The following is a 22808-nucleotide window of genomic DNA, read 5'->3' as shown; positions in this document are numbered from 1 at the left end:
GACAGCGTGCGCTCTGGGACTCGCGATAACGATGCTGCCCGGCGACCGCTGATCGACTGGGAAGCGTCCAAGCCCGGCCGGCGAACTAGTGCCGCGTCAAGCAACGTTGGGTAGGTAATCCGGTCGCCGGATTTTGGATCCCACAGCGAAGGCGCGGACTGGTCCGGTGTGTTGGTTGCGCCAGCGGATGTAGTCACCAATCGCGGTGTCCTGCTCGATGTGGCTGCGGTGGTCGGTGCCGCCCAGGGCGAAGTAGCGCAGGGCGGCGAACTCGCACTCGATCCGGTTCAACCAGGACGAATAGGTCGGTAGGAACACCAGCTCGACGGCGTTGGCCGCGCACCACGCTCGCACCTCGGCCCGCTTGTGGACCGAGTAGTTGTCGCAGATCAGATACAGTTTCTGCCCTGGCCAGCGGGCGAGCCAAGATCCTGGTCGCGGCTACCTCCAAGGTAGTAAAGCCGCCCTGGTGGACCGCCTCGCTCAACGCATTCAAACGCACTTCGTAACCGAGATCAAGGACGTCACCGACTTCGAAGATGCCGATGCCGATGCGGTCGAGGTACTGGCGTCGCTGGTTGAAGACTACCTACAGGCGCTCGTGCGGTATTCCGAGATCAGCCGCGCGTTCTTCGTGATGTGGGGAGCTGCGATGCCGTCCGAGGCAACCCTCCGCGCGGTATTCGCCAAAGACGACGCTCGATTTCGCTCAGGTGCCGAAACCCTGTTACGCGCCGGTCAATCCAACGGCACCGTCGACAGCGATATCGATCCGGTAACCACCGCCGTCGCGATCATCGGTATAGTGCGCGGCGTCGCTGCGCAACACCTTATCGCCCCCGACGCATTCGATCTACTCTCGGCGGCGCAGACGTGTCGGCAATTTGTGCGGAAAAGCCTAACACCTGCCAACGGGCAACCCTGACTCGCGATCGGGCTCGAGCGAGCGCGAAAGAACCTGCGCTGGGACATCGCCCGTCCACACGAGGTTGGTCGGTGCGCGATATGCCGCATCTCAGGATGTTTCGAGTAGGCGTTTGGGGTGCATGCCGTTGACTTGGCCGATGAAGGGCGGGTGGATGCTGTAGCCGAGCATGCGGCGGATGTCTTCGGAGACGGTGCGGGCGCAGTCACGGCTGGTGGACAGGGTGAATGCTTCCTGGGGTCGCAGCCAGGGTTCGCAGTACTGGGCAGTCACGGCCAGTCGTGGATCCGCGGAGCGGTTTGCGCCGCCGCCGTGCCAGAGAGTTCCGAGGAAGAACACGCACGACCCCGGTGCCATCTCGACGCTGATGATCGAGTCGGAGGCCGTGGGCCGCCGGTCGGCCCACAGGTGGCTGCCGGGGATGACGACGGTGGCGCCGTTGGTCTGGGTGAAGGGGTCGATGGCCCAGACGGTGGCCGCTCCGACCGGCGGGCGGGGCCGGGGCAGAGGGTAGAACGCGTCGTCGTGGTGCAGCAGCTGCGCGTTCTCGCCGGGCAGGATGTTGATGACTTGCAGTTGGGACAGCAGGTAATTCGGTAGGAACAGCCTGTCGAGCAGGGCCAGCACCCGCGGATGGTCGACGAGGCGGTCACAGTCGCGGGTCTTCTCCAGCACGCTGTAGAGGCGTTGGGTGCGGTGGCCTTCGAAGATGTTACGGCCGCTGTGCTCGAGCAGTTTCGCGGCCGACTCGCGGATACGTGCGAAGTCATCGGCACTGATGAGGTCTCGGAGGATGACGTAGCCGTCACGTTCCAGGGCCGCCATATCGGCGTCCACCACCGCCGAATCCACTGTGGCGCCGCTGCTTTCGGTGGCCTTGTGTCGTTGCGCCAGATCGGTGGCCAGGTCCTCGAGTTGAGTGACAGTGCCAGCAGGGGCGGAGTCGTGGTTCATGGTGTGTGTCCTGTCTCGTCGGTGAGTCCGACTGCTCCGCAGACGAAAACCCAGAGCTGATCGATGACGGATTCCGGAGTCGGGCGAGGGGTGCGGGTGAGCGCGACCGCGACCACGGCGTTGGTGCCACCGAGGGTGGCGGCGGCCAGATACTCCGGATCACGATCGGGGGGGATCTCGCCCTGGTGCTGAGCGCGCGCCATGTTGCGCGCACCGAGTTCGATGAGCATGTTCATCCGCGTGGTGTGCGCGGCCGTGACCTCGCCGTCGCCGACCAGCCCACCGAGCACGATCGGGGCCAGCGGCTCGCCGTAGAGGAACCCCACCCAGTCCCGGATACGATGCTGTTCCCGTGCCGCCCAACTGGGTTCGGTGTATTCGCGCAGCGCCGCGGCATTGCAGAGCCGGTTGTAGAAGGCATCGAGCACCGCGATCAGCAGTCCGGTGCGAGTCCCGAAGTACCGGTACGGGAGCCCGGTGCTGACACCCGCGCGCCGCGCCACCGCCGCGACCTCCAACTCCCCGGTCTCACTCAACTCATCCGCAGCTGCTTGCAGCAGATTCTGGCGGGCGGCGCTGCCGCGCGCGGTTTCGGTCTTACCCACAACGGGATGGTAAGTTGAGTTCAACTCAAATTACAAGATCCCGGTAAGCCGCAGGACCTCGATGGTCGCGAACGCCCAGAACGCGTGCTCCTCCTCGTTCGACAGGTTGCGTCGTTTACTGCTCGCCAACCTGCTCGGCCCAGACGAATCGTCCGATTACGTTGGGAACAAAAGCGTTTCGCAATGCTAGACCGGTGCCGTCGATTACGGCGCCGGGTTCGGTCTCCTGCGCTGCGGCAAGCAGCCGGGCGGCGGCCAGGCACCGGTCGTTGACGGTGCGCACGAGCACGGGCAGGACGGGCAACCGTTTGCGGGTGCGCTGATCCATGTGCGCCTTACGGTGTCGCCGACCCTTGGCCTTTTGGATTTCGGCGTTGGTGATCGGGCAGGGCGCGACCCACGGCGCCCAGCGAGCCGGGTCTTCGACGGCCCAGTGCGCAATGTCGAGGTAGAGAGCCCGGACTCGCATCAGTTCATCCTTCAGGTTCAGCCGCGGCACCGGAACTTTGATTCGCTCGCCGGTGGTGCTGATCGTGGTGCGTTCGACTGTGCTGATTTCGTTTTTCCAGGCGCGCACCACTTCCGGAGGGATTTGCAGGGTGTCGATGCCGGGAGCCAGCACTTCGATGCGGGCCCAGAACAAGCCGGCCAAGGTCCTCGAGACAGAGTCCACGCTGGCGAAGTCCAGCGACGGTTGCCGTTCGCGCAGGTAGTCGATCAGCAGGTCCCGGATCGGTCGGCGTTGGATGCGGTAACGGTCGACCAGTTGCTCGATCGTCAACCGTCCCCCGGCCAACCCGAATGCGCGGATGCGCCCAGTCTCGTTGCCTCGAGGTTGTATGTGTTAGGGCGCATCAGTTTGCTCGAGCAACAACCTCACCAGGCGTTACGCGAGTTCCAACTCGGCCAGCTGTCGGCACAAGGCGCATCGAACTGCGGTGAGTCCGCATGGCTTTACGCGAACGGGCCCACGCCATGATGCGTGACGAGACACAGATGAAGGTCGCGCTGTCGCGCGCAGAGGAGGAAAGCAGCAGGGTCGGCGAAACGGTCGATCCGTGGACAGCGGTGTTCTACACCCCTGGTGAGTTCACCGGTATACGCACAGTCGTCTACAACGAGCTGGCACTACTGTTGATTCGAACTCGAAGGCCGAGCGATACACCATCGCCGCGGTCGAAGGCGCTCAAACGTCGCTGCAGGCAGGCGAGCCCTACCGTCCCCGCGCGAAGTGTCCTGTTCGACCAAACCACGCTGGCGACAGGTTCCTTCCGCCTCGACCAGCTTCCGGCAGCCATCGACGCGGCAGTCCATGCCCTCCGGATGGCCGAAGCGGTACGAAGCGCACGAGCGGTCGACCGGCTGGTGCGATTGACCGAGGCTGCCGGACCATTTCTGTCACAGTCCGGAGTGAAGGACATCTGTTATGAGGTGCGGCGGTTAGCAGAGAGTGTATCGAGTACAAGTGCTGCTACGCGCTCGTTGATGGCCGACCTCAAACTAGGATGACTCTTTGGCGACCGACCTTTCACCCTGCCGCGCCGCGGAACTGCGCGCAGCTGTGGACCAGGCATGCGCCCACATCGATCACGATTCCACCGACGCCGAACTCATCAAGTACACCGTCAATGCGGTCTTCCGTTTGAAGACATCCCCGGTGATCGTGCGCGTAACCACAGGCGAAGCGGGCGAGATCCGCGGGACACGGATCGTCAACGTGACGCGGTGGCTGGCCAGTCACGGTGCTCCCATCGCACCGCTGCTCGATGTATCCCAGCCATTGCATCTGCCCGGGTGTTTCACAGTCACGTTCTGGCATGAACTCGACAACAGCTCGCCCTGGACGGCGGCCGAGCTGGCTCGGCCGCTCAGAGAACTTCACCAGATCCACCCAGGTGACGCACTTGACACACTGCCGGTGTGGAACCCGTTCGACAACGCGCGTCGTCGATTGGCCGAGGCCGACGGAGCTGTGACATGCACCGATCTCAATTGGCTTCACGACGCTTGGGCGGCGGCAGAGACCGAGTACAAGCGGTGGGAACCAAAACTTCCCTTGGGGATCATTCACGGTGACCCACACACCGGTAACCTGCTGCGGGATCATTCCGGCAAGGTCGTACTGTGCGACCTCGATGAAGCCGGGATAGGCCCACTCGTATGGGATCTCGTCCCCCAAGCTGTCGGTGCGGTGCGATTCAACCGCGCCGACTTCTACCAGCAATTCGTGGCAGCCTACGGTGCCGATGTCCGCGACGATCCCTTCTGGCCTGTGTTGGCACGCGTACGCGAACTGATCATGGTGACCAGCGTCCTACCTGATCTCGGGCAGCGTCCCGCTATCGCCGCCCAGCACGCACATCGCCTGAGGACTTTGCAAACCGAGCAGGCCGACGCGACGTGGAGCCTCTACAGATAACGGCCCTCAACCGAGCACCACGGCATAGGGAACAGCATCCATCGGCCGCCACGCGAGCTGCACCCGTACCACGCGGTCGTCGTTCCACCGTAAAAGCAAGCCGCTCGTGTCATAACCTCGGCACCGAGGACGGCCACGAGCGCGAACCGTGAGTTAGCCTTGGCCCGCATCGTGTGGTCCGCACGATCGGCGACGTCCCGGAACGTTGGCTGTCGCCGAATAGCTCGGCCGGAAGGATCTGCGGCACAGCGACACCGCACCAACTGCCACCCGCAACCCGAAATCGATCTGGTCTCGTCGGCACTGTATCGGGGCTGTGCCCAGATCTCCCGCGCTGTCGTTTGCCACCGCTGTGGGACCACCGCGTTGCCAGTCGTGGGACCACCGACAGCAGGTGATCCACTGAGAGAACATGTCCAGATCCGTCATGTGGAGCGACTATGGCAACGGCAGCTGAACGTCCGGTAATGCCGATGAGCGTGCGTCGGCTTCCCCGAAATCATGTCGCTTACCCGGCGGAATGCGGAGAAGATCGTCTACATGAATCTTGCCGAGCTTGTGATGCCGTCGGTCGCTCCAACGTTCAGGGACGTGCGTCTGCGAGCTTTCGAGCTCCGTGACGTTGGCATGATCATGGACCTGTCGACCGATCCGTACGTGCCAAAGATCGGATCGCTAGTCGGCAAAGCCAGCCACGAGGATGCTCTCGCATACATCGAGCGGCAGCTCAGTCGCCTCGACACCGGCGTTGGTTACTCCTTCTGCGTGGCGCACAACGACACCGACGAGGCGATCGGAACGGCCGGTCTATGGCTCGCGCCTATCGATGCAGGCCGGGCGACAGCGGGCTACTCCGTCGCGCCTCGCAGCCGAGGCCGCGGGATCGCAGGTCAAGCACTCATCGCGCTGACTCGGTTCGCCTGGTCCATATCGGAGCTATGTCGAATCGAGCTCTATATAGAGCCATGGAATGTGGCCTCCGTGCGCACGGCGGAACTCGCGGGATATGAGCGGGAGGGGCTCCTTCGAAGCCATCAGGAAATCGGCGGGAAGCGTGTGGACATGCTCTTGTATGCCGCGATCAGACAGATCGGCTAGATCCTCGCCGAAGATCCGCCTTTGCCGCCGAGCGAGCGTCGATCGGCCCGAAATATATTGCCGGACAGAGTATCTGCAACTGCCGCCGAGGCCACCTGCTTCCGGTCCGTCACACGGGCTGAGCGAGCACAGAGGCCTGGCCGCCCAGCAGGCGGCGGATCTCCTCGTCCGGATACGGGGTGCTGCGGCTCGCCTGCTGGAACGCATGTGCGAATGCGGACATCGCCGCGGCGATCGGTGCGTGCCGGGTGAGGATCGCGGCGGCCTCGGTAGGTATGTCCTCCGCCGGTTTGCCCTCGGCGATGGCGCGCACCATCGTGGCGCGCACCTCCCTGTCCTCCCGCCGGAGCCCGTACAGGGCGGTGACCAGTCAGTTCACCAGGTAGGTGGTGGTGTAGCCGCGGTCGACGATCTGGCATTCCCTGCGACTGAGTGTGGAACCTTGACGACTTTTGGCCAGGTCATCGGGCTGCGCATCGCCAGTGCGGACATGTTCTGTCGTAGGGAACCGAGGCACACCCCCGCACAGCGGCGGCGGATCCCCTCGCGCCACCTCGGCGACATCGGAAACGAGTCCGGGCCGCTCAATGACACCACCGCGCGGCATTCTTGCCCCGAAAACGAGTCCGGACCCTGGTTGAAGGCAAAAAACACACGGTTCCGCGGCAGATTTGCCGCGGAACGGTCTCCCGCAGTGGTCGCCGGAAACTCGAGCTTGTGCTCGGCCATGCTTCACAGCCACAGCGGATGCGGCATGACCGCCGCAACCACGTACTCTACCCAGGCCTGAACACCCCCCATGGGAAGCGAGCACCACACCGTGTCGATCACCGCTGACAGAACCGCCCTCACCGACCCCGCCCGGCTAGCTGCGGTACGCCGTTACGAGATCCTCGACGCTCCAACCGACGGCCAGTTCGACACCATCGCGGCGACCGCCGCAGCGGTGTGCGGCACCCCGATCGCCACGGTCAGCATCGTCGACGCCGACCGGGTCTGGTTCGCCGCGGCCAAGGGACTGGATGGTGTCGCGCAGGTCGGCACGGAACCGGGACTGTGCGCGTCGGCGTTCTGCGCCGAGGGCCCGTACGTGGTCGACGACGCGGCCACGGATCCGCGCACCCTCGATCATCCGTTGGTACGTGGTGAGCTGGGGCTGCGGTTCTACGCCGCCGCCCCGATCGTCACCTCCGACGGGCACCACCTCGGCACCGTTACCGCAATCGACGCCATGCCTCGGGAGTTGAGCGAGGTGCAGGCGACCGTGCTCGGCTATCTCGCCGACCAGGTCGCGCAGCACCTGGAGCTGCGCCTGGCCACCATCAAGGCGGTACGCGCCGAACGCCGGTTGCGCGACGATGCCGAGCAACGCGCCGCCGCCGCCGCCGAGCTCGCCGCCCAGATACGAGCCGCGGCTGCCGTACAGGCCACCACGCCGCACCCCGAGCACTGCCAGCTCGGCGGCACCGCCGGCTGCACCGCGCCGGCCGAGCTGAAGATCGCCGATTCGTGGGGCGACTCGGCCTGGGGCTGCACCACCCACGTCGAAGAGGCCATCATCAACGTCCGTTCGGTGTTCATCGCCAACGAGGAACTCGGTGGCCTGGCCGCCTACCTCAACCGCTGACCGTCACCACGAACCCACCGCCCGGCCCCCGTGCGGCACCGGCAGCCCGGGTGACCGCCCGCCACGCGCGCACCCGCAGCCACCGGCCTCGTGGTGCACTTGTTCGGGCTGAGACCGTGACGGCAGGAGTGGGTAGGTGAGTGATCGCCCGGAGCTGTGGGTGGGCATCGATGTCGGCAAACAAACGCACCACGCGTGCGCGATCGCCCCTGACGGGAAGGTGGTGTTTCGGCACAAAATCGGCAACGACCAGCAGGCGATCGGGCGGCTGATCGAGCAGGCCGGGCAGGTCGCCGCGCGGGTGCGGTGGGCGGTCGACCTGACCAGCCCAATGGCGTTGATGCTGATCACCGTGCTGCTGGAAGCCGGTCAAGCAGTGACGTATGTGCCCGGCCGGATAGTCAACACCATGACCAGCGGATTCCGCGGCGCAGGCAAGACCGACAGCAAAGACGCACGCGTCATCGCCGAAACCGCACGGCTGCGCAGGGATTTGACCCAGGTCACCATGCCCGACGAGCTGGTGACTGCGCTCGGGCAGCTCACCAGCTACCACACTGACCTGATGGGCGACTGGGTCGCCGGCATCAACCGGCTGCGCGCGCTGCTGGGATCGATCTTCCCCGCTCTGGAAGCCGCGTTCGACTACCCCAACCGCACCCCGCTGGTCCTGGTCGCCGGACTGTGCACCCCTGCCGAGATCCGGACAGCCGGAACCGACGGCGGCACTGCGTATCTGCGGGACAACGACGCCTGGCCCGCCGCGATCGCCAAGACCGCGGCCACCGCGATCGCGGCCGCTCGGGCTCAGACGATCGCGCTGCCCAGCGAGGCCGACACCGCGATGCTGGTCAAACGGCAAGCGCGCAAACTGCTCGACCTCGACCGAGAGATCAAAGAACTCCACAAGCTGATCACGACCCGATTCCGCATCCACCCGTGGGCGAAGATCATCGAATCGCTGCCCGGAATGGGTCCCGGCCTCGGCGCGGAATTCCTCGTAGCCACCGGCGGCGACCTGGCCGCCTTCGCCACCCCGGGCCGGTTGGCGTTGCCAGACCGTCAGGATCGGCCACGGCGGGGTCGAGACGGGCGAGTTGGTCGCTGACGTTGAGGACGGCTTTCCAGTTGGCGATTTCGGCGTGGTAGCGCAGTTCGGCCTGCAGGTCGGCGATCTGCCCAGCGGTGCTGGCCTGTCCCCGGTGAATGAGACCGCCCAGAAAGGTCTACGCCGACAAGAAGTCCGGGAAAGATGCTGGCTGAACGCGAACAGCTCGCGAAGTGCCTGGACTACATGCGCGTCGGCGACACCCTAGTGGTCGCCTCCCTGGACCGGCTCGGCCGTTCCCTGCAGGATCTGATCACGATCGTGGCCGATCTGCGCCGCCGCGGGATCGGGTTCCGCTCCCTGCACGAAGCCCTCGACACCACCACCCCGGGCGGTCGGCTGGTGTTCCATGTCTTCGCCGCGCTGGCCGAATTCATCCGTGAACTCATCGTCGAGGGCACCCACGAAGGCCTGGCCGCAGCGCGAGCCCGCGGGCAGCGCCTCGGCCGGCTACCGGCCATGTCCGACGAACAGGTCCGCCAGGCCCGCGCTCTGCTCACGCGCCCGGATGAGTCGGTGTCCTCGATCGCACGGTTGCTCGGGATCTCGCGAACCACGCTGTACAAGTACTTGCCCGAACTCACCGACGGGTCTCGGTGATCGCTACCGACGCCCCAGTGAACCGGTGTGGCCTTCGTTCGGACGATCGGTATGTCGTCTTTGTGGGTTCAGGTGGTGAGAATGGTCTTTCCGATCGCCGTGCGCGACGCTTCAGTCGATTCGCGGAAAGTGGCGATCGAGGCGCCGTTCGATCGAGCCCACGTGGTCAGGGCTGCGATCGGCTCCCGAAGCGTGTCCCCGAGCTCGGTCAAGCTGTACTCGACGCGCGGCGGCGCTTCTGCGTACACCCGCCGCTCTACGAGGCCGTGTTCTTGAAGTCGGCGCAACGTCTGGGTCAGTACCTTGCGCGAGACCCCACCGATCAGTTCGACGAGCTCGCCGTGCCGCTGCGGACCTTCGCTCAACGCAAACAGTGTCACCACAGCCCATTTGCTGGCGATGATCTCGATGGCCGACCTGGCGGGGCAGTCGGCGAGAAAGACGGTTCCGGGGCGGAGACTCATGGCCGAAGGGTACCTTTTGGTACCTAACGGCTCCCTAGCGTCGACGGCATGCAGTGCACCGCGCTGCCCGTCATCTAGTGGAGGCTCGCAATGTTCATCACCTACGTCGTCGTCGCCGTGGTCATGTCGGTCGTGCTCGTGGTCTCGGCCGGCGCAAAATTCACCCGGCCACGACGGATGGTCGAGCAGATGTCGACTCTCGAATTGTCGTTCGCCATGCTGCCGTTTCTGGGCGTCGCTCAGATCGCCGGAGCGGGTGGCCTCATCATCGGAGTTCGGTGGGGACCGTTGGGTGTCGCCGCTGCCATCTGCTTGACGCTCTACTTCATCGGCGCGGTTGCCGCGCACGTGCGCGTCGGTGACACCAAGGGCGCTCCCCCCGCCGCAGTCCTTGCGATCGTGGCCGCTGTTCTCATCGGCTTGCGCGTCGGCGCCGTTTGACCGCGCGTCTGCTCAGAGAGTCGACGGAACTGTTCGACGTCACCGGTAATGGCTGTAGACCATGGCAGCCGACAGTCCCCGCAAACGCGGGGACTGTCGGCTGCCTTGATCCGGCCGTGGCCGGCACCGCTCAGGAGATTTTGCGGCGGTAGGTGGTCATGGCGAAGAGGTAGGCGACGGCGAGGATGCCGACACACCAGCCGAGGGCGATCCAGATGTCGCTGCTGACCGGCTGCTCGGTTACGGATGGCGTTGATGATGGAGGTCACCGGCTGGTTTTCGGCGAAGGCGCGGAGCGGGCCGGGCATGGTGTCGGTGGGCACGAAGGCCGGTGCGGGAACAATCCATCACCTTGAGGTTCCCCCCGCTTCCTTGGAGGGCTCTGAGCATGGTCCGATAGGACCGGGAAGGAGCCCCGCGTGGCAGCACCGAAGAAATACCCGGACGACCTGAAGGCACGAGCGGTCCGGCTGTATCTGGAGTCGGACCCGAAACCGACGATCCGCAAGCTCGCCCAGCAGCTGGGTGTCCATCACGAGGCGCTTCGGAACTGGATCCGCCAGGCCGGTACCGGTCAGCGACCGGAGCCAGCGGCGATGGATTTGGCCGAGGAGAACAAGCGGCTGCGTAAACAGGTCGCCGAGCTGGAGCGGGTCAACGACATTCTGCGTTCTGCGAGTGCGTATTTCGCTTCGGAGCTCGGCCAGACCCGGAGGTGATCGTGCGGTTCGTCAAGAACAGCGGGCACCCGGTCGAGCTCGTATTGCGGGTACTCGGGATCGCCTCGTCGACCTATTACTGGTGGTGCAAACGCCTGGAACAGCCCTCGGCGCAGCAGGTCTCCGACGAAGCATTGCTTGCCGAGATCGTCGATATCCATACCAGCTCCGGCGGCACTTACGGGTCTCCTCGGGTGCATGCGATGCTGGCGCGGCGCGGCATCTCGGTCGGCCGCAAACGGGTGGAGCGGGTGATGCGTGGCGCCGGGTTGCAGGGCGCGTTCCTGCGGAAACGGTGGCGCACCGCCTCGACACGAACCGATCCACGAGCAGCGCCGGCACCGGATCTGGTCGAACGGGTCTTCACCGCGGACCGGCCGAACCGATTGTGGGTGGCCGACGCCACCAGGATCCCGTGCGGTCAGGGCACGTTCTGGCTGGCAGCGGTGCGGGACGCATTCTCCAACCGGATCGTGGGCTGGAAAACCTCGGATCGCTGCGACACCGAGCTGGTGTTGGGTGCACTCGAGTTCGCGGTCTGGAGCCGCGACATCCGCGACGGCGAGTTGATACACCACAGCGACAGGGGCTCGACCTACACAGCGATCCGGTTCGCTAACCGATTGGCAGACAACGGGATCGCTCAGTCGATGGGATCGGTCGGCGACAGCTATGACAATGCGTTGATGGAGAACTTCTTCTCCACATTGAAGGCCGAACTGGTCTATCGCCGCGCCTGGCGGATCCGCGCCGAGGCCGAGAACGCCCTGTTCGCCTACATCGATGGCTGGTACAACAGCCAGCGCATCCAGAAGAAGCTGGGTTGGCGATCACCTGATGAATTCGAGGCGAGCTACCATCACCCGGTTCCGGCTGGAACCTGATTACCCCGCCCTCCAACAATGCGGGAACCTCAGTCTTCACCTGGAACACCACCCGGCCACCGCTGCACACCCGATACCGGATGGAATGGCGATTCCGATCCTCACCCGAGGCAACCACGCAGGGAAGGAAGCAACCGTGATCGAAACCAAACCCAGCGACGCCATGCGCGGCATCGGAATCGTCCAATCAGGTAGCCCCATACTCCAGCAACCTGCCCAGCCACTGAACCTCCCCATCGAGCATGACCTGGCCGCTGCGATCGTCAACGACCTCATCGCCGCCATGCACCGCGCCCGCCGCGTCCACAACTTCGCCAAAGGCATGGGAATCGCCGCACCACAGCTCGGCATCGGTCGCAGAGTCGCCGTCGTCCAACCGCCCGAACCGGACACCCAGGAGATCACGCTCCTCACCCCCACCATCGTCGCTCGCTCCGACGACGAAGACGAGCAGTATGAAGGCTGCCTCAGCTTCTTCGACGTCCGCGGAAAAGTACCGCGGCCCCTGCGAATCGAGGTCGAAACGACCTCATACAGCGGCGAACTCCGTCGGCAGCAGTATCAGGACGGTCTCGCCCGCCTCATCCAGCACGAGATCGACCACCTCGACGGCATCCTCTACACAGCACGCATGAAACCCGCGAACCAACCGATACCGGTCGAGCAATACCGCCAGACCGGCCGGAGCTGGAGCTACAAGTAGAACGCGAACTCCCTTCGCCCGCAATGGATCACAACCGGGCACCTGACCGGAAGGACAATCTTGATGCCGCGGCCGGGTCGCGGTTCAGTGACAAGGCTGACGCCCAGAATGACCGTGCGTGGAGTCGATCTACTTTGCCGGGGCCTGCTGATTGATCCGGAAGAATGCAACCAGCCGACCTAGGTGTTGTAGCCCGAGCGGAGCACGCCGCGAGCGGTGTCCGCGCCGGAAGGTAGACAGCCCTCGGCAACCAAAAGACCGAGATTGAACGGGCGCGGTCACGACCACCTCGCCCGAATCGAACCATTCGCGCGTAGAGAGCTCGCGCAGCAGGGGGGCATCAGGTCAGCATGCCTGAAACTCGCAAATCCTCACTCAGCCGCCGCAGATTTTCGCGCAACGTAGAGTTGAGCGCGGCGCCCGCCGGACAGTTCGGCGGATCGGGTCATGATCCAGGAGCTGACTCGTCGTGGGGAGGGAGTAGCTGGCAATGGAATAGGAACAATTCCGAAATGCGAGTGGATCGGACGCCCGGCATAGGCGAGCCAGAACACGAACATCTGACAGCGGGTTTTCACTCCGTTCAACATCACCCAGACCTCACTGCGATCGACCTCCGCTTCCTGACCGGGCAGTCGCTGCTGCGGGAGCGAACTCCTCGATCCGGCGCCCGGCCTCCAGATCCATCTGCGCGCGCCGCATCCGCACGTAATCGCGGACCGTCGAATACAGCAATCCGGTCGCGCCGTGTTCCTGGATCAGCCGGGCCAGCATCCGCCGAGCGGTATGGCGTTGCTTGCGCGGTGCGGTCGTGTCTTCGACTAGCATCGCGTCGACCGCGGTTTGAACGAATCCCAGCTTCGGGCCCGCCGTACAGGCACCTTCCGCGTCGGCGGCGCCGCGTCCACCAATGCTTGGCGCACCGTCCCCCAATGCGCCTGATATCGACGGGCCAGCTCACGAATAGAGAGACCCTCGACACGAGCATCACGCCGAATGACAGCAAATAACTCCACCCGACACGCCATCACGAGCTCATTGCCGGATCTCTCTCGCTGATATGGCTTTGAGGAGATGCCAGCCGTCGGGAACGACCTGCACGACCGCAGTGACTTTTGTATCGCAACGGAAGCACGGGTCTTCGGTTGATGAGAAGGCGCTCCACGTCCCGCCGGAAACCGAGGGTGAGACACCGGCCGAACGGAAGAAGTCGTCAACGACCGGAGCGCAGTAGTGGCGGCCGTCGCAGACTTCTCGGCCGCGTAGGACCCCGGTGGAGCTGACGAGTTTGGTGGATCGACGCACGGAGTTGACCGAAGCGACGAACGCCTTGTCGACCGCGCGATTGGTGACATTGACGGCCAGCGTGGCCGCCACTGTGAATGTCCACTGATCGAGGAGGGCGACGGACTTCTCGATCGAGGTTGCCGCGGCGGCGCCGACAGCGGCGCCGTCGCGGCGTAGGCAGGGCCACGCGTCCGCGCCCGATCGAGATCAGCTGGTTGCAGTTCGCGTCGGCCCAGGGCTTGGACGGAAACCACGGCAGAACCCGCCGGAGCTGGTGGACGAACCGTGTTGATTTGCGCTATTCGCAGGCGACGCCGTCCTTGTCGCGGTCCAGCTCTGATCTGTAGCCGGGTTCTCCGCGTCGCAGCGGCGCGGCGCCGGCGGCTTTGGCGGCGGCGCAGTTGGGGTAGTAGACGCTGGGAGCTGCTGGGCGTGGCGGGGCTGGTACATCAGGCGTGGGCGCCACGACTGTAGGTGGGGCAGGCACGAACGCAACTGGTGGCGGGGCTGGCGCGCTGGTCGATTGCAGTGTGGTTGTAGGAGGTGATCCGGCAGTAGTCGTCGTCGGTGGGGGCGTAGTGCGGGTAGTGGACGCGACTGATGCCAGGAGCGGTGTTGTGGTGGGAGGTGTCGAGGCGGTTTCGGCGCCGCATGCGGCCGCCATTAGCGCGACTGCCGCGTAAAGCAGTACAGCGGCATGTCGCCGTGTTGATCTCATGATTACCTCTTCCGAGTTAGGGGGTGTTTCCGAGTACCTGTGCATGCCGCTACGTCGCTGAAAGGTGTTGACGCGCAGACTCATGGACACGTTTCGTTTAGTCCCATAGGCCCTGCACAGAGTGAAGATCGGGAACTGTCCGTCGTATCGCTATCGGCCCGGCCTGTGTTTCCTGTATCCGGCGCCGTGGCCTAGCAGTAGCATCGCGCGCCACATCGGCACGCTGGCAGGGGGACCGGGCTGCCGCGAAGCAAATCCGCCGCTTGTTCAGTGATGGTGCGTGCAGTGGATGCCCGCCGAGCCCGTACGCGACGCCTCGAACCCGCTTCGCCTGGAGCACACAATTTCTTGCGCTCCAGTTCAGCAATCACCGGGGCGCAACGAAGTGGCCTATGAGCGCTTTCGCATATCCACACGGCCCGGCAGTACCATGGGGATGTCGTTCTTCCAGTCGATCTTTCGCTTGGCCGCGCGTACCACCCGGCTGCCAGCTGCCATGTCATGCAGGGTCAGGCGTTTTCCTGCGGGAATCGCCGAGAGGAAGAAACTCACGATGAGCGCAAGGAAGCCGACAATTGCGAACCCATTGAGGATCGCTGATTCAGGATTCGACCCCGACAGGGACATAAAGACGAACGGCAGGAAGATGATCAGCATGCGCGAGGCTGCTGGCGGCAATTCCAGCCTTGGCCGAGCCCACTCTCCAGAAGGTACTACCCGAAGTCCGAGAAGCCCTTTGCCGAGAGTCTGTCCGTCACGGCGAATCAACAGAAAGACCTCCAATCCAGTATAGGCGATGAAGTAGCACAACCACGCCGCTACTCCGTAGATCACAGCTTCGTAGGCTTCGGTCGTCATCAAAGTGACCGGGATTAACAGGATCCCGACCGGTATTGCGACCACGAACGTAAGTAGCAGGCAGAAAGCAAGGTCGAGGAGCCTTGCGGCGAGACGTCGGAAGAATGGAGCGGATTCGTAGGGCATGTGACCTCATCTGTGAGTGTTCTATGATGGCGAGTTGCCTTCGGCGAGAGCGTCTCTGGGTACTGTGTCGCAATCGCCGAGCCGCCTCGGTGTGTTACTCACTGGCGAGGCGCGTGAGCCGAAAGGTCGGGTCACGGCAGCCAAGCTTGGGTGGCGGCGGCCCGAATCGTGGCCTCGGAGGCGAATGTTGTGGCGTGGTTTGCAGCGCGCCAATCGCTGTCCGGTCGCGCAGTGGCGGCACGCCGGCCCAGAAATTCTCGCCGCGAGCTTTACATCGCCCCCGAGTTCAGTAGAGTCATGTCGATCCGGATACGTCAGGCGCACGCCGGAGAATCTGCCCGACGTAGACGATGAGTCTCGTCGTTCATGAGCAATGCGTAGGATCTGTGTCGGTCGAGCGGATCGAACAGATCGGTCTTGACCAGGAGCTCGTCGGCGCCGGTCTCATCGACCAGTGCCTGTAATTGCGGTAGTACAGTTGCGGCTTCCCCGACGAATACGCCGCTCAGCTCGTTGTCTGGGTCTTGAGACGTCGTATATCCATGTGCTTCAGCGGTTTCCGGGCTGGGTAGTTGTATCGGTCGGCCCTGTCGTCTCCGGGCGATCTTCATTCTCAGTGAGCCGGCCAGCCATTGGGCTCGCTGGTCGGTGTCGGCGACGATAAGCGCGACACTGATCGAGATTCGCGGAGCCGGGTACAGCGATGACGGCTGGAACGTTCGCAGGTACGTTTGGACTGCGGCAACGGTGTTCAGCGGCTTCAAGTGGTGGGCTGCGGCGAACGGGAGCCCGAGGCTGCCAGCGATCCGCGCGGTGTGGTCACCACTGCCGAGCATCCAGATTTCCGGTCTGTTGCCCACTGCGGGCACCGCCGCCGCTCGGCCGTCGCCGTTGTCCGCGTCGAACAACGCGAGCAGTTCCCGTACCTGATCTTCGAACGGTTTGGCCGTGCGTTCGTGCTCGCTGCGCACGCGGTCGGCGATGGCGCGAGGTCCGCCAAGGGCACGCCCGAGGCCGAGGTCGATACGTCCGGGGTGGAAAGCCTCCAAAGTACCGAACTGCTCAGCGATCACGATCGGAGCGTGGTTGGGCAGCATCACCCCGCCGGCCCCGACCCGTATCCGCTGTGTCAGTGAGGCAACGCGTTCGACGACGACTGCCGGTGCCGCACTGGCCACACCTGACATTCCGTGGTGCTCGGGCACCCAGTACCGGTGATAGCCGAGGCCGTCGACCAACTGGGCCAGCTCGATGCTGTTACGCAGCGCCATGCTCGCGTTCGACCGCTGCGTGATGGGAACCGTGTCCAGAACCGAGATGTGAACCTGGTGCCGATGTTTCATCGTTGAGGGCTCCTCTCCGCGGGCAGGATCCCGCGCTTGTCCAGTTCCCGACCGACGTGCAGTGGTTCCGCGCACACACTGTGGCCATTGGCCGAAGCGTTAGGCGAGCGTTCTTCTGAATACCGCAGCTGCGTTGTCGTCGCCGATGCGGTTGAACTGTCCGCCGACGAGGATGAGGTCATGTGGTGTGCACTGGGCGAGCAGCTGGTCGGGCGCCCCCAGGTGTCAGGCTGTCAACCAGTCGCGTCGAAAGCGCTCGCGGTCCGACACCGACCCATAAGTCCAAATCCATCCTGTCACACCGACGGGACTGCCGCACGAGTAGGTGACATCTGATCTGTGGTGCCGTGTGGCACTGCTGGAAGGATGGATACCGTGCCGAAGCCCTATCCCAAGGAGTTCCGCGACGACGTCGTGCGGGTCGCCCGCAACCGGGAGCCCGGCCAGAAGCTCAAGCAGATCGCAGCCGATTTCGGCATCAGCGAGTCGTGCCTGGCGAACTGGATGAAGACCGCTGATGTCGAGGACGGCATTTCTGCGGGAACGACCGCCGCGGACAACGCTGAGTTGCGGGAAGCGCGGAAACGGATCAGGTTGCTCGAGCAGGAGAACGAGGTCCTGCGTCGGGCGGCGGCCTATCTGTCGCAGGCGAACCTGCCGGGAAAATGATCTACCCGCTCGTCCGCGAGCTGGCCGCCGATGGGATTCCCGTCGCGGTGACGTGCCGGGTCCTGAAGATCGCCCGCCAACCGTACTACCGTTGGCTCGCCGATCCCGTCACGGCCAGTGATCTCGAGCAGGCGTATCGGGCGGATGCTTTGTTCGATGCTCACCGCGATGATCCCGAGTTCGGGTATCGGTTCCTGGTCGACGAGGCGGCGGCCGCGGGTGAGCCGATGGCGGCGCGGACTGCGTGGCGGATCTGCTCGGCGAACAAGTGGTGGAGCAGTTTCGGCAAGAAACGCAGCAGCAAGGACGGCCGATCGGATCCACCCGTTCATGACGATCTGGTCGCACGAAACTTCACCGCCGATGCACCGAACATGTTGTGGCTCATGGATATAACCGAACATTCCACCGCTTGGATTCCAGTAGTCGTTGCAACGCTGCTGGAAGGTGGCGGTGTTGGCTGGTCCGAAGTACTCGAAGGAGCAGCGGGAGTTGTTCTTCGATCTGCTGGATCGTGGAGGCAGTGTCAGGGCCGCGGCGACCGCGGCCGGGGTGCATCCTGGTGCGGCGTATACGTGGCTGCGGAAAAGTGGATTGGTGATGCGCCGGGGGACTCCGCGCGTCTACACCGAGCAGGAGAAGGCCGAGTTCTTTCGGTTGCTGGCCGAACGCGGGAACGTCTCGGCTGTTGCGCGTGAGCTCGGTTTCACCCGGGTCACCTGCTACAAGTGGGCGCACCAGGCCGGGATCTTCACCAGCGAGGCACGTCGGGTGCTGCCGCGGCGGGAGGAGTTCCTGCGGTTGCGTGCCGAGGGGTTGACCCGAGCGCAGGCGGCTCGGCGGGTCGGGGCGGACAAGCGTTCGGCGGCGGACTGGGACAAGGGCATCACCATCATCCATCGAGGCCGGATCTATCCCGACGGTCGCGTGGTGCGCTATGCGAATCCGATACTGGCAGACGTGAATTCACCGCGCACGGCCAACGTTCTGGGTGGAAAGGTCGACCTCGATCGAGTCGAGAAGCCGATCCACCCCCGGTATCTGAGCTTGCTGCAACGCGAGGAAGTATGCGATCTGCACCGAGCCGGGCTGACGGTCCGCCGGATCGCCGCGGAGCTGGGGCGTTCACCGTCGACGATCAGCCGCGAGCTGCGCCGCAACACGACCTCGGCGCGGGGATATCTGCCCCACTCCGCCCACCGCGCGGCGGTCGCTCGCCGGTTGCGGCCCCGCGACCCGAAGCTGACAGCGAACGTGCCGTTGCGTGACTACGTTCGCGACAAGCTCGCACGGAAGTGGTCACCCCAGCAGATCAGCCATCGCCTGGTCGTCGACTTCCCGGCCGATCTGCAGATGCGCGCCTGCACCGAGACGATCTACCAGGGCATCTACGTCCACGCCCGAGGCGAGTTGAAGCGCGAACTCGCCCGCCACTTGCGTCGTGGCCGTCTCCGGCGCAAACCTCGTCGTGACCCGGCCGCGCGCCGGCCGCGTTTCGTCGAGCCGATGTCGCTGATCACCACACGCCCGCCCGAGGTCGAGTCCCGCACCGCGCCCGGCCACTGGGAAGGAGACCTCGTCATCGGCGCCACCAACCGCTCGGCCATCGCGACCCTGGTCGAACGATCCAGCCGCTTCGTCATGCTGGTCCACCTCGGAGCAGACCGCAGCGCCGACGCACTACGCGACGGCCTCATCACCACCATCTCCGGGCTGCCTGCCCAGCTGCGGGGCACCCTCACCTGGGATCAAGGCGGTGAGATGGCCGTCTACTTCTGCGAACCGGGCTCGCCATGGCAACGTGGCAGCAACGAGAACACCAACGGGCTGCTGCGCCAATACTTTCCACGCGGCAGCGACCTCCGAGTTCACACCCCCGCGGCGCTGCAAGCAGTCGCCGACGAACTCAACAACCGACCCCGCAAATGCCTCGCCTGGCAAACACCCACCGAAAGACTCAATGCTTTACTGAACGCTTCGTAGTTCGAACCGTTGCGACGACTACTGGAATCCAAGCCGGTGAAGGCAAGCTCTATCTCTGCGCGGTCAAGGACGTGTTCTCCAACCGGATCGTGGGCTACTCCATCGACTCACGGATGAAAGCCCGCCTCGTCGTCGATGCCCTGGCCTCCGCCGCGGCCAGGCGCAGCGCCGACGGCGACCAGGTCGCCGGCTGCATCGTCCATAGCGACCGCGGCTCGCAATTTCGGTCCCGAAAGTTCGTCCGCGCTTTGGGCGCTCACGCGATGGTCGGATCGATGGGACGGGTCGGTGCCTGCGGCGACAATGCCGCGATGGAATCGTTTTTCGCATTGCTGCAGAAGAACGTCCTCGACCGCCGACCTTGGGCCACTCGCGGCGAGCTCAGGATCGCAATCGTGACCTGGATCGAACGGACCTACCATCGCCGACGGCGTCAGAGCAGACTCGGCAGATTGACCCCGGTCGAATACGAAGCAATCATGACCACACCAGCCACTCAGGCTGCCTGACCGAACCTGTCACCTATCCGTGCAGCAGACCCATCCTCGCGACACTGAACCACTGGGCGACGCGTTTGTGGCGTGCGCTGCCCTGAGTCAGGGGCTAAGACTGCACTATCAACCGGTCGGGCGCCACTCTTGAGTTCAGCCATGCCGACGCAATCTTCCTCGCTACGGCTCGATACAGCATGTCGTCGGAACCGTTCTCGCGCACGATTGTCTCCTGGGTTTTGTTCAATAGCAAGGTCTGCTCGACACCGTGCACGTCTCGGTAGACGTAACGAACCTGCTGATCGTCTTCGTCCAGCTTCTCGATCTCCGCGTAGAGAGCCATATTCCCAACTTTCGAATGGGCAGGTGGAACCGGCCGGGCGACTTCATTTCCGCGAGGCGACCCTCGCGTCGTCGCACGTGGATGTTATTCGGCTAGACATCAGTGCTGTAGTCGGCAGCCGGGTGGCGCACCAGCTTCGATTCGACACGTTCCAAGCGGTTGACCAGCCAGCGTCTGAATTCATCGTAATCCGCGCTTTGCGCTATATATGCGGTGGAATTGCCGTGCGTCAGCCGCCCGTCATCATCCAGGGCGGTGTCGGCGGGTGTTGCGGCGAGGAACGGCATGCCGATGGATTGGGCCAAAGTGATCGGACCATGTAGGGTGACATACCTGCTGAACTCGTTGAACCATAAGTCCAGATGGATGCGAAGCAGGTTTCGCGCTGGGTCGATACCTTTTTTTAGTACTTCGTACTCAATGGAATCCTTGGTCAGTGCATTGAGCGGGTGGAAGGAGATATCCGCCGACACGATCCACGGGTGTATCCCGGATGCGAAGACATAGCGCGCCGCTCCCATATCCAGCTCGATATTCCGATGGGGCCCCTGCTCGGCGAAATTGGACGCACCTTCTTGTTGGGTCACCACAAGACGATCGCCTATCGCAGGGTTCTGCTGTAGCAGGCGCGCAAGGTTGGACATCGGCCCCAAGCCGACCCACCCGACCGGGCCGCCGCTTCGTTCTAGAACCTTCGCGACTGCCGCACTGACGTCCCTCGGCTGGGAGCCGATCCGATCCGGCACCATACCTTCGACTGTCCAGCTGTGGTCGTTCCCCAGATCCGCGCCCGCGACGACCGGGACGTCGCTGCGGCCCATCAAATCCAGCAGACAACGGGCGAGCCGGGCCCGTCGATCACCATACTCGTCACTGGTGATCACCAACGATAGAGCGGGGACACCCGCGGCTACAGCCAGTGCGAGCGCGTCGTCCGGCTCACCACCGATGTCCGTATCCAAAATGAGCGGCATCGACGACGGCTCCGGCCAATCGACCGATCGCCGTTCCAGTCCCTCCATGCCCGAGCCGAGTGGGAAAGGATTCCGCTCGTACTCCGACCAGTCCATTCCACCGTCCACCGGAAGCATCCTTTCCACCACTCGACCCTAGCCGGTTAGCAATCTACCGCCGCTACCAACGTTCTTGATCAATGCCACGTTGCTGTTCGCGGGCACGCTCCTGAGCGCGAACGCGTTCAGCCCGTGCGCGTTGCTCTCGTATCCAGTTCTCACGTTGCCTGGCAAGGTCCTCCAATCCTCTCGCCTGCAGAAGATGGGTGATGGGGTCACGGCTCTCGAGCATCCGCCGCCGCTCTTCGGCGATAGCGGCGAGCTCACGGTCGTTCAGTCGGTCTCCGTAGTCGAGCACCTCGCGCTGCAGCGGAGTGACGTCGAGGACCTCGCGGGCAATATCGCGTTCTTGCTCGATACGCGTGAGTTCTCGCGCGTCAAGTTCCTTCTCCTGTCGATCGAGTTCGACGAGACGTGAGGGCACTTCACGACCTTGACCTTCCAGCTCGAGCGCAAGAGCCAGGCGTGCACGATCACGTTCGCGCACGACGAGTTCCCTGGTGTCGATCGCGCGCTCTACGTCCATCCGACGTTGTTGGTCGGCGGTGAGTACGACCTCTTCTCGAATCACTGCGCGCTCTACTTCGACCCGCTCCAGAGCTCTCGCATCCAGCTCGTAGATACGAGGGGGCAGTTCCTGAACGACTGCGAGCTCTTGTTCGCGCATAATTTGTGACCGCCGATGCTCAAGTATCTCGCGTGCACGCGCATCGAGCTCGCGCTCTTGATGGCTACGGCTACGCTCCTGCGGAGAACGAGTCTGCCCCCCACGCGCCATGGAGCGCTCGAGTTCGATCCGCCCGCGCTCGGCCGCATCCAGCTCGTGGATGCGAGCGTCCAGCTCAAGCAGCCTCCCAATCCGAGTCTGCTCCACTTCGATCGCCGCGCGCTCATGCCGATCGATTCCACGGCTCTCCAGAATCTCTCGTTCCGACTGACTCAACAGGCGCTCCCCACTGACGCGCTCCAACTCGACTCGATTTGCTTGTCGCGCATCCAGCTCGCGGTGCCGCACATCCAAGCCCCTATTACGCCCGGACAATTCCAGTCCGCGCAGTTCACGGGCGCGTTCGTTTTCGATGAGCAGCCGCTCACGGGCGTCCAGATCTCGTTCGAGCTCGAGTTGACGGCGTTGCTCGTCGGTAAGTGTTTGTTCACGCACGTCGGCGCGTTCGAGCTCGATCCGCTCACGTTCGGCGATGTCGAGGACATGCTCGCGTGCGTCGAGTTCACGGATGCGCTCGGGGACTTCGCGCCCGTCCCTGACCTGTTCGAGTCCGCGCAGTTCACGGGCGCGTTCGTTTTCGATGAGCAGCCGCTCACGGGCGTCCAGATCTCGTTCGAGCTCGAGTTGACGGCGTTGCTCGTCG

The 22808-nt window shown here is 64.1% G+C and carries 28 protein-coding genes and 4 pseudogenes; 16 read left to right on the top strand and 16 right to left on the bottom strand.

The window, feature by feature from the left end:
* Positions 1–96: 96 nt before the first annotated feature.
* On the bottom strand, positions 97–393 hold the full coding sequence (locus ACGF7Y_RS23155; RefSeq protein ID WP_393236665.1) for a transposase: 297 nt from the start codon (positions 391–393) through the stop codon (positions 97–99).
* Positions 394–469: 76 nt separating this feature from the next.
* Between ACGF7Y_RS23155 and ACGF7Y_RS23150 the strand changes: the two genes are divergently transcribed.
* Positions 470–925 (top strand): TetR family transcriptional regulator C-terminal domain-containing protein, encoded by a 456-nt coding sequence (locus ACGF7Y_RS23150; RefSeq protein WP_393236649.1) that lies wholly within the window; start codon positions 470–472, stop codon positions 923–925.
* A 90-nt stretch (positions 926–1015) separates the two neighbouring features.
* Here the strand turns inward: ACGF7Y_RS23150 and ACGF7Y_RS23145 are convergent, their stop codons facing one another.
* The 3 genes from ACGF7Y_RS23145 to ACGF7Y_RS23135 form a co-directional block, all read right to left on the bottom strand.
* On the bottom strand, positions 1016–1879 hold the full coding sequence (locus ACGF7Y_RS23145) for a phytanoyl-CoA dioxygenase family protein (protein ID WP_393236648.1): 864 nt from the start codon (positions 1877–1879) through the stop codon (positions 1016–1018).
* The gene (locus ACGF7Y_RS23140; protein WP_393236647.1) at positions 1876–2484 is read right to left on the bottom strand and encodes a TetR/AcrR family transcriptional regulator; all 609 of its coding nucleotides are present in this window, start codon (positions 2482–2484) and stop codon (positions 1876–1878) included. The genes ACGF7Y_RS23145 and ACGF7Y_RS23140 overlap by 4 nt, the downstream gene beginning before the upstream one ends.
* A gap of 115 nt (positions 2485–2599) precedes the next feature.
* Positions 2600–3265, bottom strand: a complete 666-nt coding sequence (locus ACGF7Y_RS23135) for a hypothetical protein (RefSeq protein WP_393236646.1) — start codon at positions 3263–3265, stop codon at positions 2600–2602.
* Positions 3266–3480: 215 nt separating this feature from the next.
* Between ACGF7Y_RS23135 and ACGF7Y_RS23130 the strand changes: the two genes are divergently transcribed.
* The 3 genes from ACGF7Y_RS23130 to ACGF7Y_RS23120 all read left to right on the top strand — a co-directional run bounded on the left by ACGF7Y_RS23130 (position 3481) and on the right by ACGF7Y_RS23120 (position 6001).
* A complete protein-coding gene (locus ACGF7Y_RS23130; protein ID WP_393236645.1) occupies positions 3481–3993 on the top strand; it encodes a hypothetical protein in 513 nt (170 codons plus the stop codon).
* 4 nt (positions 3994–3997) lie between these two features.
* A complete protein-coding gene (locus ACGF7Y_RS23125) occupies positions 3998–4903 on the top strand; it encodes a phosphotransferase enzyme family protein (RefSeq protein ID WP_393236644.1) in 906 nt (301 codons plus the stop codon).
* A 540-nt stretch (positions 4904–5443) separates the two neighbouring features.
* A complete protein-coding gene (locus ACGF7Y_RS23120; RefSeq protein ID WP_393236643.1) occupies positions 5444–6001 on the top strand; it encodes a GNAT family N-acetyltransferase in 558 nt (185 codons plus the stop codon).
* A 109-nt stretch (positions 6002–6110) separates the two neighbouring features.
* On the opposite strand, the gene ACGF7Y_RS23115 is transcribed toward ACGF7Y_RS23120, so the two are convergent.
* Positions 6111–6329: a hypothetical protein gene (locus ACGF7Y_RS23115; RefSeq protein WP_393236642.1), complete on the bottom strand. Its 219-nt coding sequence runs from the start codon at positions 6327–6329 to the stop codon at positions 6111–6113.
* A 492-nt stretch (positions 6330–6821) separates the two neighbouring features.
* Between ACGF7Y_RS23115 and ACGF7Y_RS23110 the strand changes: the two genes are divergently transcribed.
* The 3 genes and pseudogenes from ACGF7Y_RS23110 to ACGF7Y_RS23100 all read left to right on the top strand — a co-directional run bounded on the left by ACGF7Y_RS23110 (position 6822) and on the right by ACGF7Y_RS23100 (position 9336).
* On the top strand, positions 6822–7628 hold the full coding sequence (locus ACGF7Y_RS23110) for a GAF domain-containing protein (protein ID WP_393236641.1): 807 nt from the start codon (positions 6822–6824) through the stop codon (positions 7626–7628).
* A 136-nt stretch (positions 7629–7764) separates the two neighbouring features.
* Positions 7765–8679: pseudogene (locus ACGF7Y_RS23105) on the top strand (IS110 family transposase); the annotation flags it as partial.
* A gap of 201 nt (positions 8680–8880) precedes the next feature.
* Complete coding sequence (locus tag ACGF7Y_RS23100; protein ID WP_393236640.1) at positions 8881–9336, top strand: recombinase family protein; 456 nt, start codon at positions 8881–8883, stop codon at positions 9334–9336.
* A gap of 68 nt (positions 9337–9404) precedes the next feature.
* Here ACGF7Y_RS23100 and ACGF7Y_RS23095 read toward each other — a convergent pair whose 3' ends face one another.
* On the bottom strand, positions 9405–9800 hold the full coding sequence (locus ACGF7Y_RS23095) for a winged helix-turn-helix transcriptional regulator (RefSeq protein ID WP_393236639.1): 396 nt from the start codon (positions 9798–9800) through the stop codon (positions 9405–9407).
* Between the two features lie 90 nt (positions 9801–9890).
* On the opposite strand from ACGF7Y_RS23095, the gene ACGF7Y_RS23090 reads away from it, so the two are divergent.
* On the top strand, positions 9891–10241 hold the full coding sequence (locus ACGF7Y_RS23090; protein WP_393236638.1) for a DoxX family protein: 351 nt from the start codon (positions 9891–9893) through the stop codon (positions 10239–10241).
* A 130-nt stretch (positions 10242–10371) separates the two neighbouring features.
* On the opposite strand, the pseudogene ACGF7Y_RS23085 reads toward ACGF7Y_RS23090, so the two are convergent.
* A pseudogene (locus tag ACGF7Y_RS23085) lies at positions 10372–10570 on the bottom strand (ABC transporter permease); the annotation flags it as partial.
* Positions 10571–10660: 90 nt separating this feature from the next.
* On the opposite strand from ACGF7Y_RS23085, the gene ACGF7Y_RS23080 reads away from it, so the two are divergent.
* From ACGF7Y_RS23080 to ACGF7Y_RS23070, 3 genes are all read left to right on the top strand, one after another.
* The gene (locus ACGF7Y_RS23080; protein WP_393236637.1) at positions 10661–10960 is read left to right on the top strand and encodes a transposase; all 300 of its coding nucleotides are present in this window, start codon (positions 10661–10663) and stop codon (positions 10958–10960) included.
* Entirely contained in the window at positions 10957–11844 is an 888-nt protein-coding gene (locus ACGF7Y_RS23075; RefSeq protein WP_393236636.1) for an IS3 family transposase, read from the top strand. Before ACGF7Y_RS23080 ends, ACGF7Y_RS23075 begins: the two co-directional genes overlap by 4 nt.
* An 85-nt stretch (positions 11845–11929) precedes the next feature.
* Positions 11930–12547: a peptide deformylase gene (locus ACGF7Y_RS23070; protein ID WP_393236635.1), complete on the top strand. Its 618-nt coding sequence runs from the start codon at positions 11930–11932 to the stop codon at positions 12545–12547.
* A 518-nt stretch (positions 12548–13065) separates the two neighbouring features.
* On the opposite strand, the pseudogene ACGF7Y_RS23065 reads toward ACGF7Y_RS23070, so the two are convergent.
* The 6 genes and pseudogenes from ACGF7Y_RS23065 to ACGF7Y_RS23040 form a co-directional block, all read right to left on the bottom strand.
* A pseudogene (locus ACGF7Y_RS23065) lies at positions 13066–13575 on the bottom strand (IS21 family transposase); the annotation flags it as partial.
* A gap of 7 nt (positions 13576–13582) precedes the next feature.
* Positions 13583–13924 (bottom strand): hypothetical protein, encoded by a 342-nt coding sequence (locus ACGF7Y_RS23060; protein ID WP_393236634.1) that lies wholly within the window; start codon positions 13922–13924, stop codon positions 13583–13585.
* A 208-nt stretch (positions 13925–14132) separates the two neighbouring features.
* A complete protein-coding gene (locus tag ACGF7Y_RS23055; RefSeq protein ID WP_393236633.1) occupies positions 14133–14300 on the bottom strand; it encodes an excalibur calcium-binding domain-containing protein in 168 nt (55 codons plus the stop codon).
* Complete coding sequence (locus ACGF7Y_RS23050) at positions 14284–14487, bottom strand: hypothetical protein (RefSeq protein WP_393236632.1); 204 nt, start codon at positions 14485–14487, stop codon at positions 14284–14286. The genes ACGF7Y_RS23055 and ACGF7Y_RS23050 overlap by 17 nt, the downstream gene beginning before the upstream one ends.
* A 455-nt stretch (positions 14488–14942) precedes the next feature.
* Positions 14943–15536, bottom strand: a complete 594-nt coding sequence (locus tag ACGF7Y_RS23045; protein WP_393236631.1) for an RDD family protein — start codon at positions 15534–15536, stop codon at positions 14943–14945.
* A gap of 314 nt (positions 15537–15850) precedes the next feature.
* Positions 15851–16879 carry an LLM class flavin-dependent oxidoreductase gene (locus tag ACGF7Y_RS23040; protein WP_393236630.1) on the bottom strand — a complete coding sequence of 343 codons (1029 nt, stop codon included), beginning with the start codon at positions 16877–16879 and terminating at the stop codon, positions 15851–15853.
* Between the two features lie 375 nt (positions 16880–17254).
* Between ACGF7Y_RS23040 and ACGF7Y_RS23035 the strand changes: the two genes are divergently transcribed.
* The 5 genes and pseudogenes from ACGF7Y_RS23035 (at position 17255) to ACGF7Y_RS23015 (ending at position 20040) form a co-directional block, all read left to right on the top strand.
* Positions 17255–17548, top strand: coding sequence for a transposase (locus tag ACGF7Y_RS23035; RefSeq protein ID WP_393236629.1), 294 nt, complete (start codon positions 17255–17257; stop codon positions 17546–17548).
* Entirely contained in the window at positions 17545–18246 is a 702-nt protein-coding gene (locus ACGF7Y_RS23030; RefSeq protein ID WP_393236628.1) for a hypothetical protein, read from the top strand. Before ACGF7Y_RS23035 ends, ACGF7Y_RS23030 begins: the two co-directional genes overlap by 4 nt.
* A pseudogene (locus ACGF7Y_RS23025) lies at positions 18206–18301 on the top strand (hypothetical protein); the annotation flags it as partial. The gene ACGF7Y_RS23030 and the pseudogene ACGF7Y_RS23025, both read left to right, overlap by 41 nt.
* A gap of 63 nt (positions 18302–18364) precedes the next feature.
* Positions 18365–19531, top strand: a complete 1167-nt coding sequence (locus ACGF7Y_RS23020) for an IS30 family transposase (RefSeq protein ID WP_393236664.1) — start codon at positions 18365–18367, stop codon at positions 19529–19531.
* A complete protein-coding gene (locus ACGF7Y_RS23015; protein WP_393236627.1) occupies positions 19474–20040 on the top strand; it encodes an IS3 family transposase in 567 nt (188 codons plus the stop codon). Before ACGF7Y_RS23020 ends, ACGF7Y_RS23015 begins: the two co-directional genes overlap by 58 nt.
* A gap of 94 nt (positions 20041–20134) precedes the next feature.
* On the opposite strand, the gene ACGF7Y_RS23010 is transcribed toward ACGF7Y_RS23015, so the two are convergent.
* The 3 genes from ACGF7Y_RS23010 to ACGF7Y_RS23000 form a co-directional block, all read right to left on the bottom strand.
* On the bottom strand, positions 20135–20365 hold the full coding sequence (locus tag ACGF7Y_RS23010) for a hypothetical protein (RefSeq protein ID WP_393236626.1): 231 nt from the start codon (positions 20363–20365) through the stop codon (positions 20135–20137).
* A gap of 92 nt (positions 20366–20457) precedes the next feature.
* Complete coding sequence (locus tag ACGF7Y_RS23005) at positions 20458–21447, bottom strand: nucleoside hydrolase (RefSeq protein WP_393236625.1); 990 nt, start codon at positions 21445–21447, stop codon at positions 20458–20460.
* A gap of 52 nt (positions 21448–21499) precedes the next feature.
* Positions 21500–22808 (bottom strand): hypothetical protein (locus ACGF7Y_RS23000; RefSeq protein ID WP_393236624.1); only part of this gene is annotated, 1309 nt, incomplete at its 5' end.

Origin of the sequence: Nocardia sp. NPDC047654 (genome assembly GCF_043205035.1) — a bacterium.
Taxonomy (GTDB): domain Bacteria; phylum Actinomycetota; class Actinomycetes; order Mycobacteriales; family Mycobacteriaceae; genus Nocardia.
Note: the sequence above shows the minus strand (reverse complement) of the source record. Positions and strands in the feature narration are given on the sequence as shown.

Excerpts from the sequence above, each read along its gene's own strand:
- ACGF7Y_RS23145 (WP_393236648.1), bottom strand. The coding sequence starts at position 1,879 with ATGAACCACGACTCCGCCCCTGCTGGCACTGTCACTCAACTCGAGGAC.
- ACGF7Y_RS23130 (WP_393236645.1), top strand. The coding sequence starts at position 3,481 with ATGAAGGTCGCGCTGTCGCGCGCAGAGGAGGAAAGCAGCAGGGTCGGC.
- ACGF7Y_RS23120 (WP_393236643.1), top strand. The coding sequence starts at position 5,444 with ATGAATCTTGCCGAGCTTGTGATGCCGTCGGTCGCTCCAACGTTCAGG.
- ACGF7Y_RS23100 (WP_393236640.1), top strand. The coding sequence starts at position 8,881 with ATGCTGGCTGAACGCGAACAGCTCGCGAAGTGCCTGGACTACATGCGC.
- ACGF7Y_RS23095 (WP_393236639.1), bottom strand. The coding sequence starts at position 9,800 with ATGAGTCTCCGCCCCGGAACCGTCTTTCTCGCCGACTGCCCCGCCAGG.
- ACGF7Y_RS23090 (WP_393236638.1), top strand. The coding sequence starts at position 9,891 with ATGTTCATCACCTACGTCGTCGTCGCCGTGGTCATGTCGGTCGTGCTC.
- ACGF7Y_RS23070 (WP_393236635.1), top strand. The coding sequence starts at position 11,930 with ATGGCGATTCCGATCCTCACCCGAGGCAACCACGCAGGGAAGGAAGCA.
- ACGF7Y_RS23050 (WP_393236632.1), bottom strand. The coding sequence starts at position 14,487 with ATGCGGCGCCGAAACCGCCTCGACACCTCCCACCACAACACCGCTCCT.
- ACGF7Y_RS23045 (WP_393236631.1), bottom strand. The coding sequence starts at position 15,536 with ATGCCCTACGAATCCGCTCCATTCTTCCGACGTCTCGCCGCAAGGCTC.
- ACGF7Y_RS23040 (WP_393236630.1), bottom strand. The coding sequence starts at position 16,879 with ATGAAACATCGGCACCAGGTTCACATCTCGGTTCTGGACACGGTTCCC.
- ACGF7Y_RS23030 (WP_393236628.1), top strand. The coding sequence starts at position 17,545 with ATGATCTACCCGCTCGTCCGCGAGCTGGCCGCCGATGGGATTCCCGTC.
- ACGF7Y_RS23015 (WP_393236627.1), top strand. The coding sequence starts at position 19,474 with ATGCCTCGCCTGGCAAACACCCACCGAAAGACTCAATGCTTTACTGAA.
- ACGF7Y_RS23010 (WP_393236626.1), bottom strand. The coding sequence starts at position 20,365 with ATGGCTCTCTACGCGGAGATCGAGAAGCTGGACGAAGACGATCAGCAG.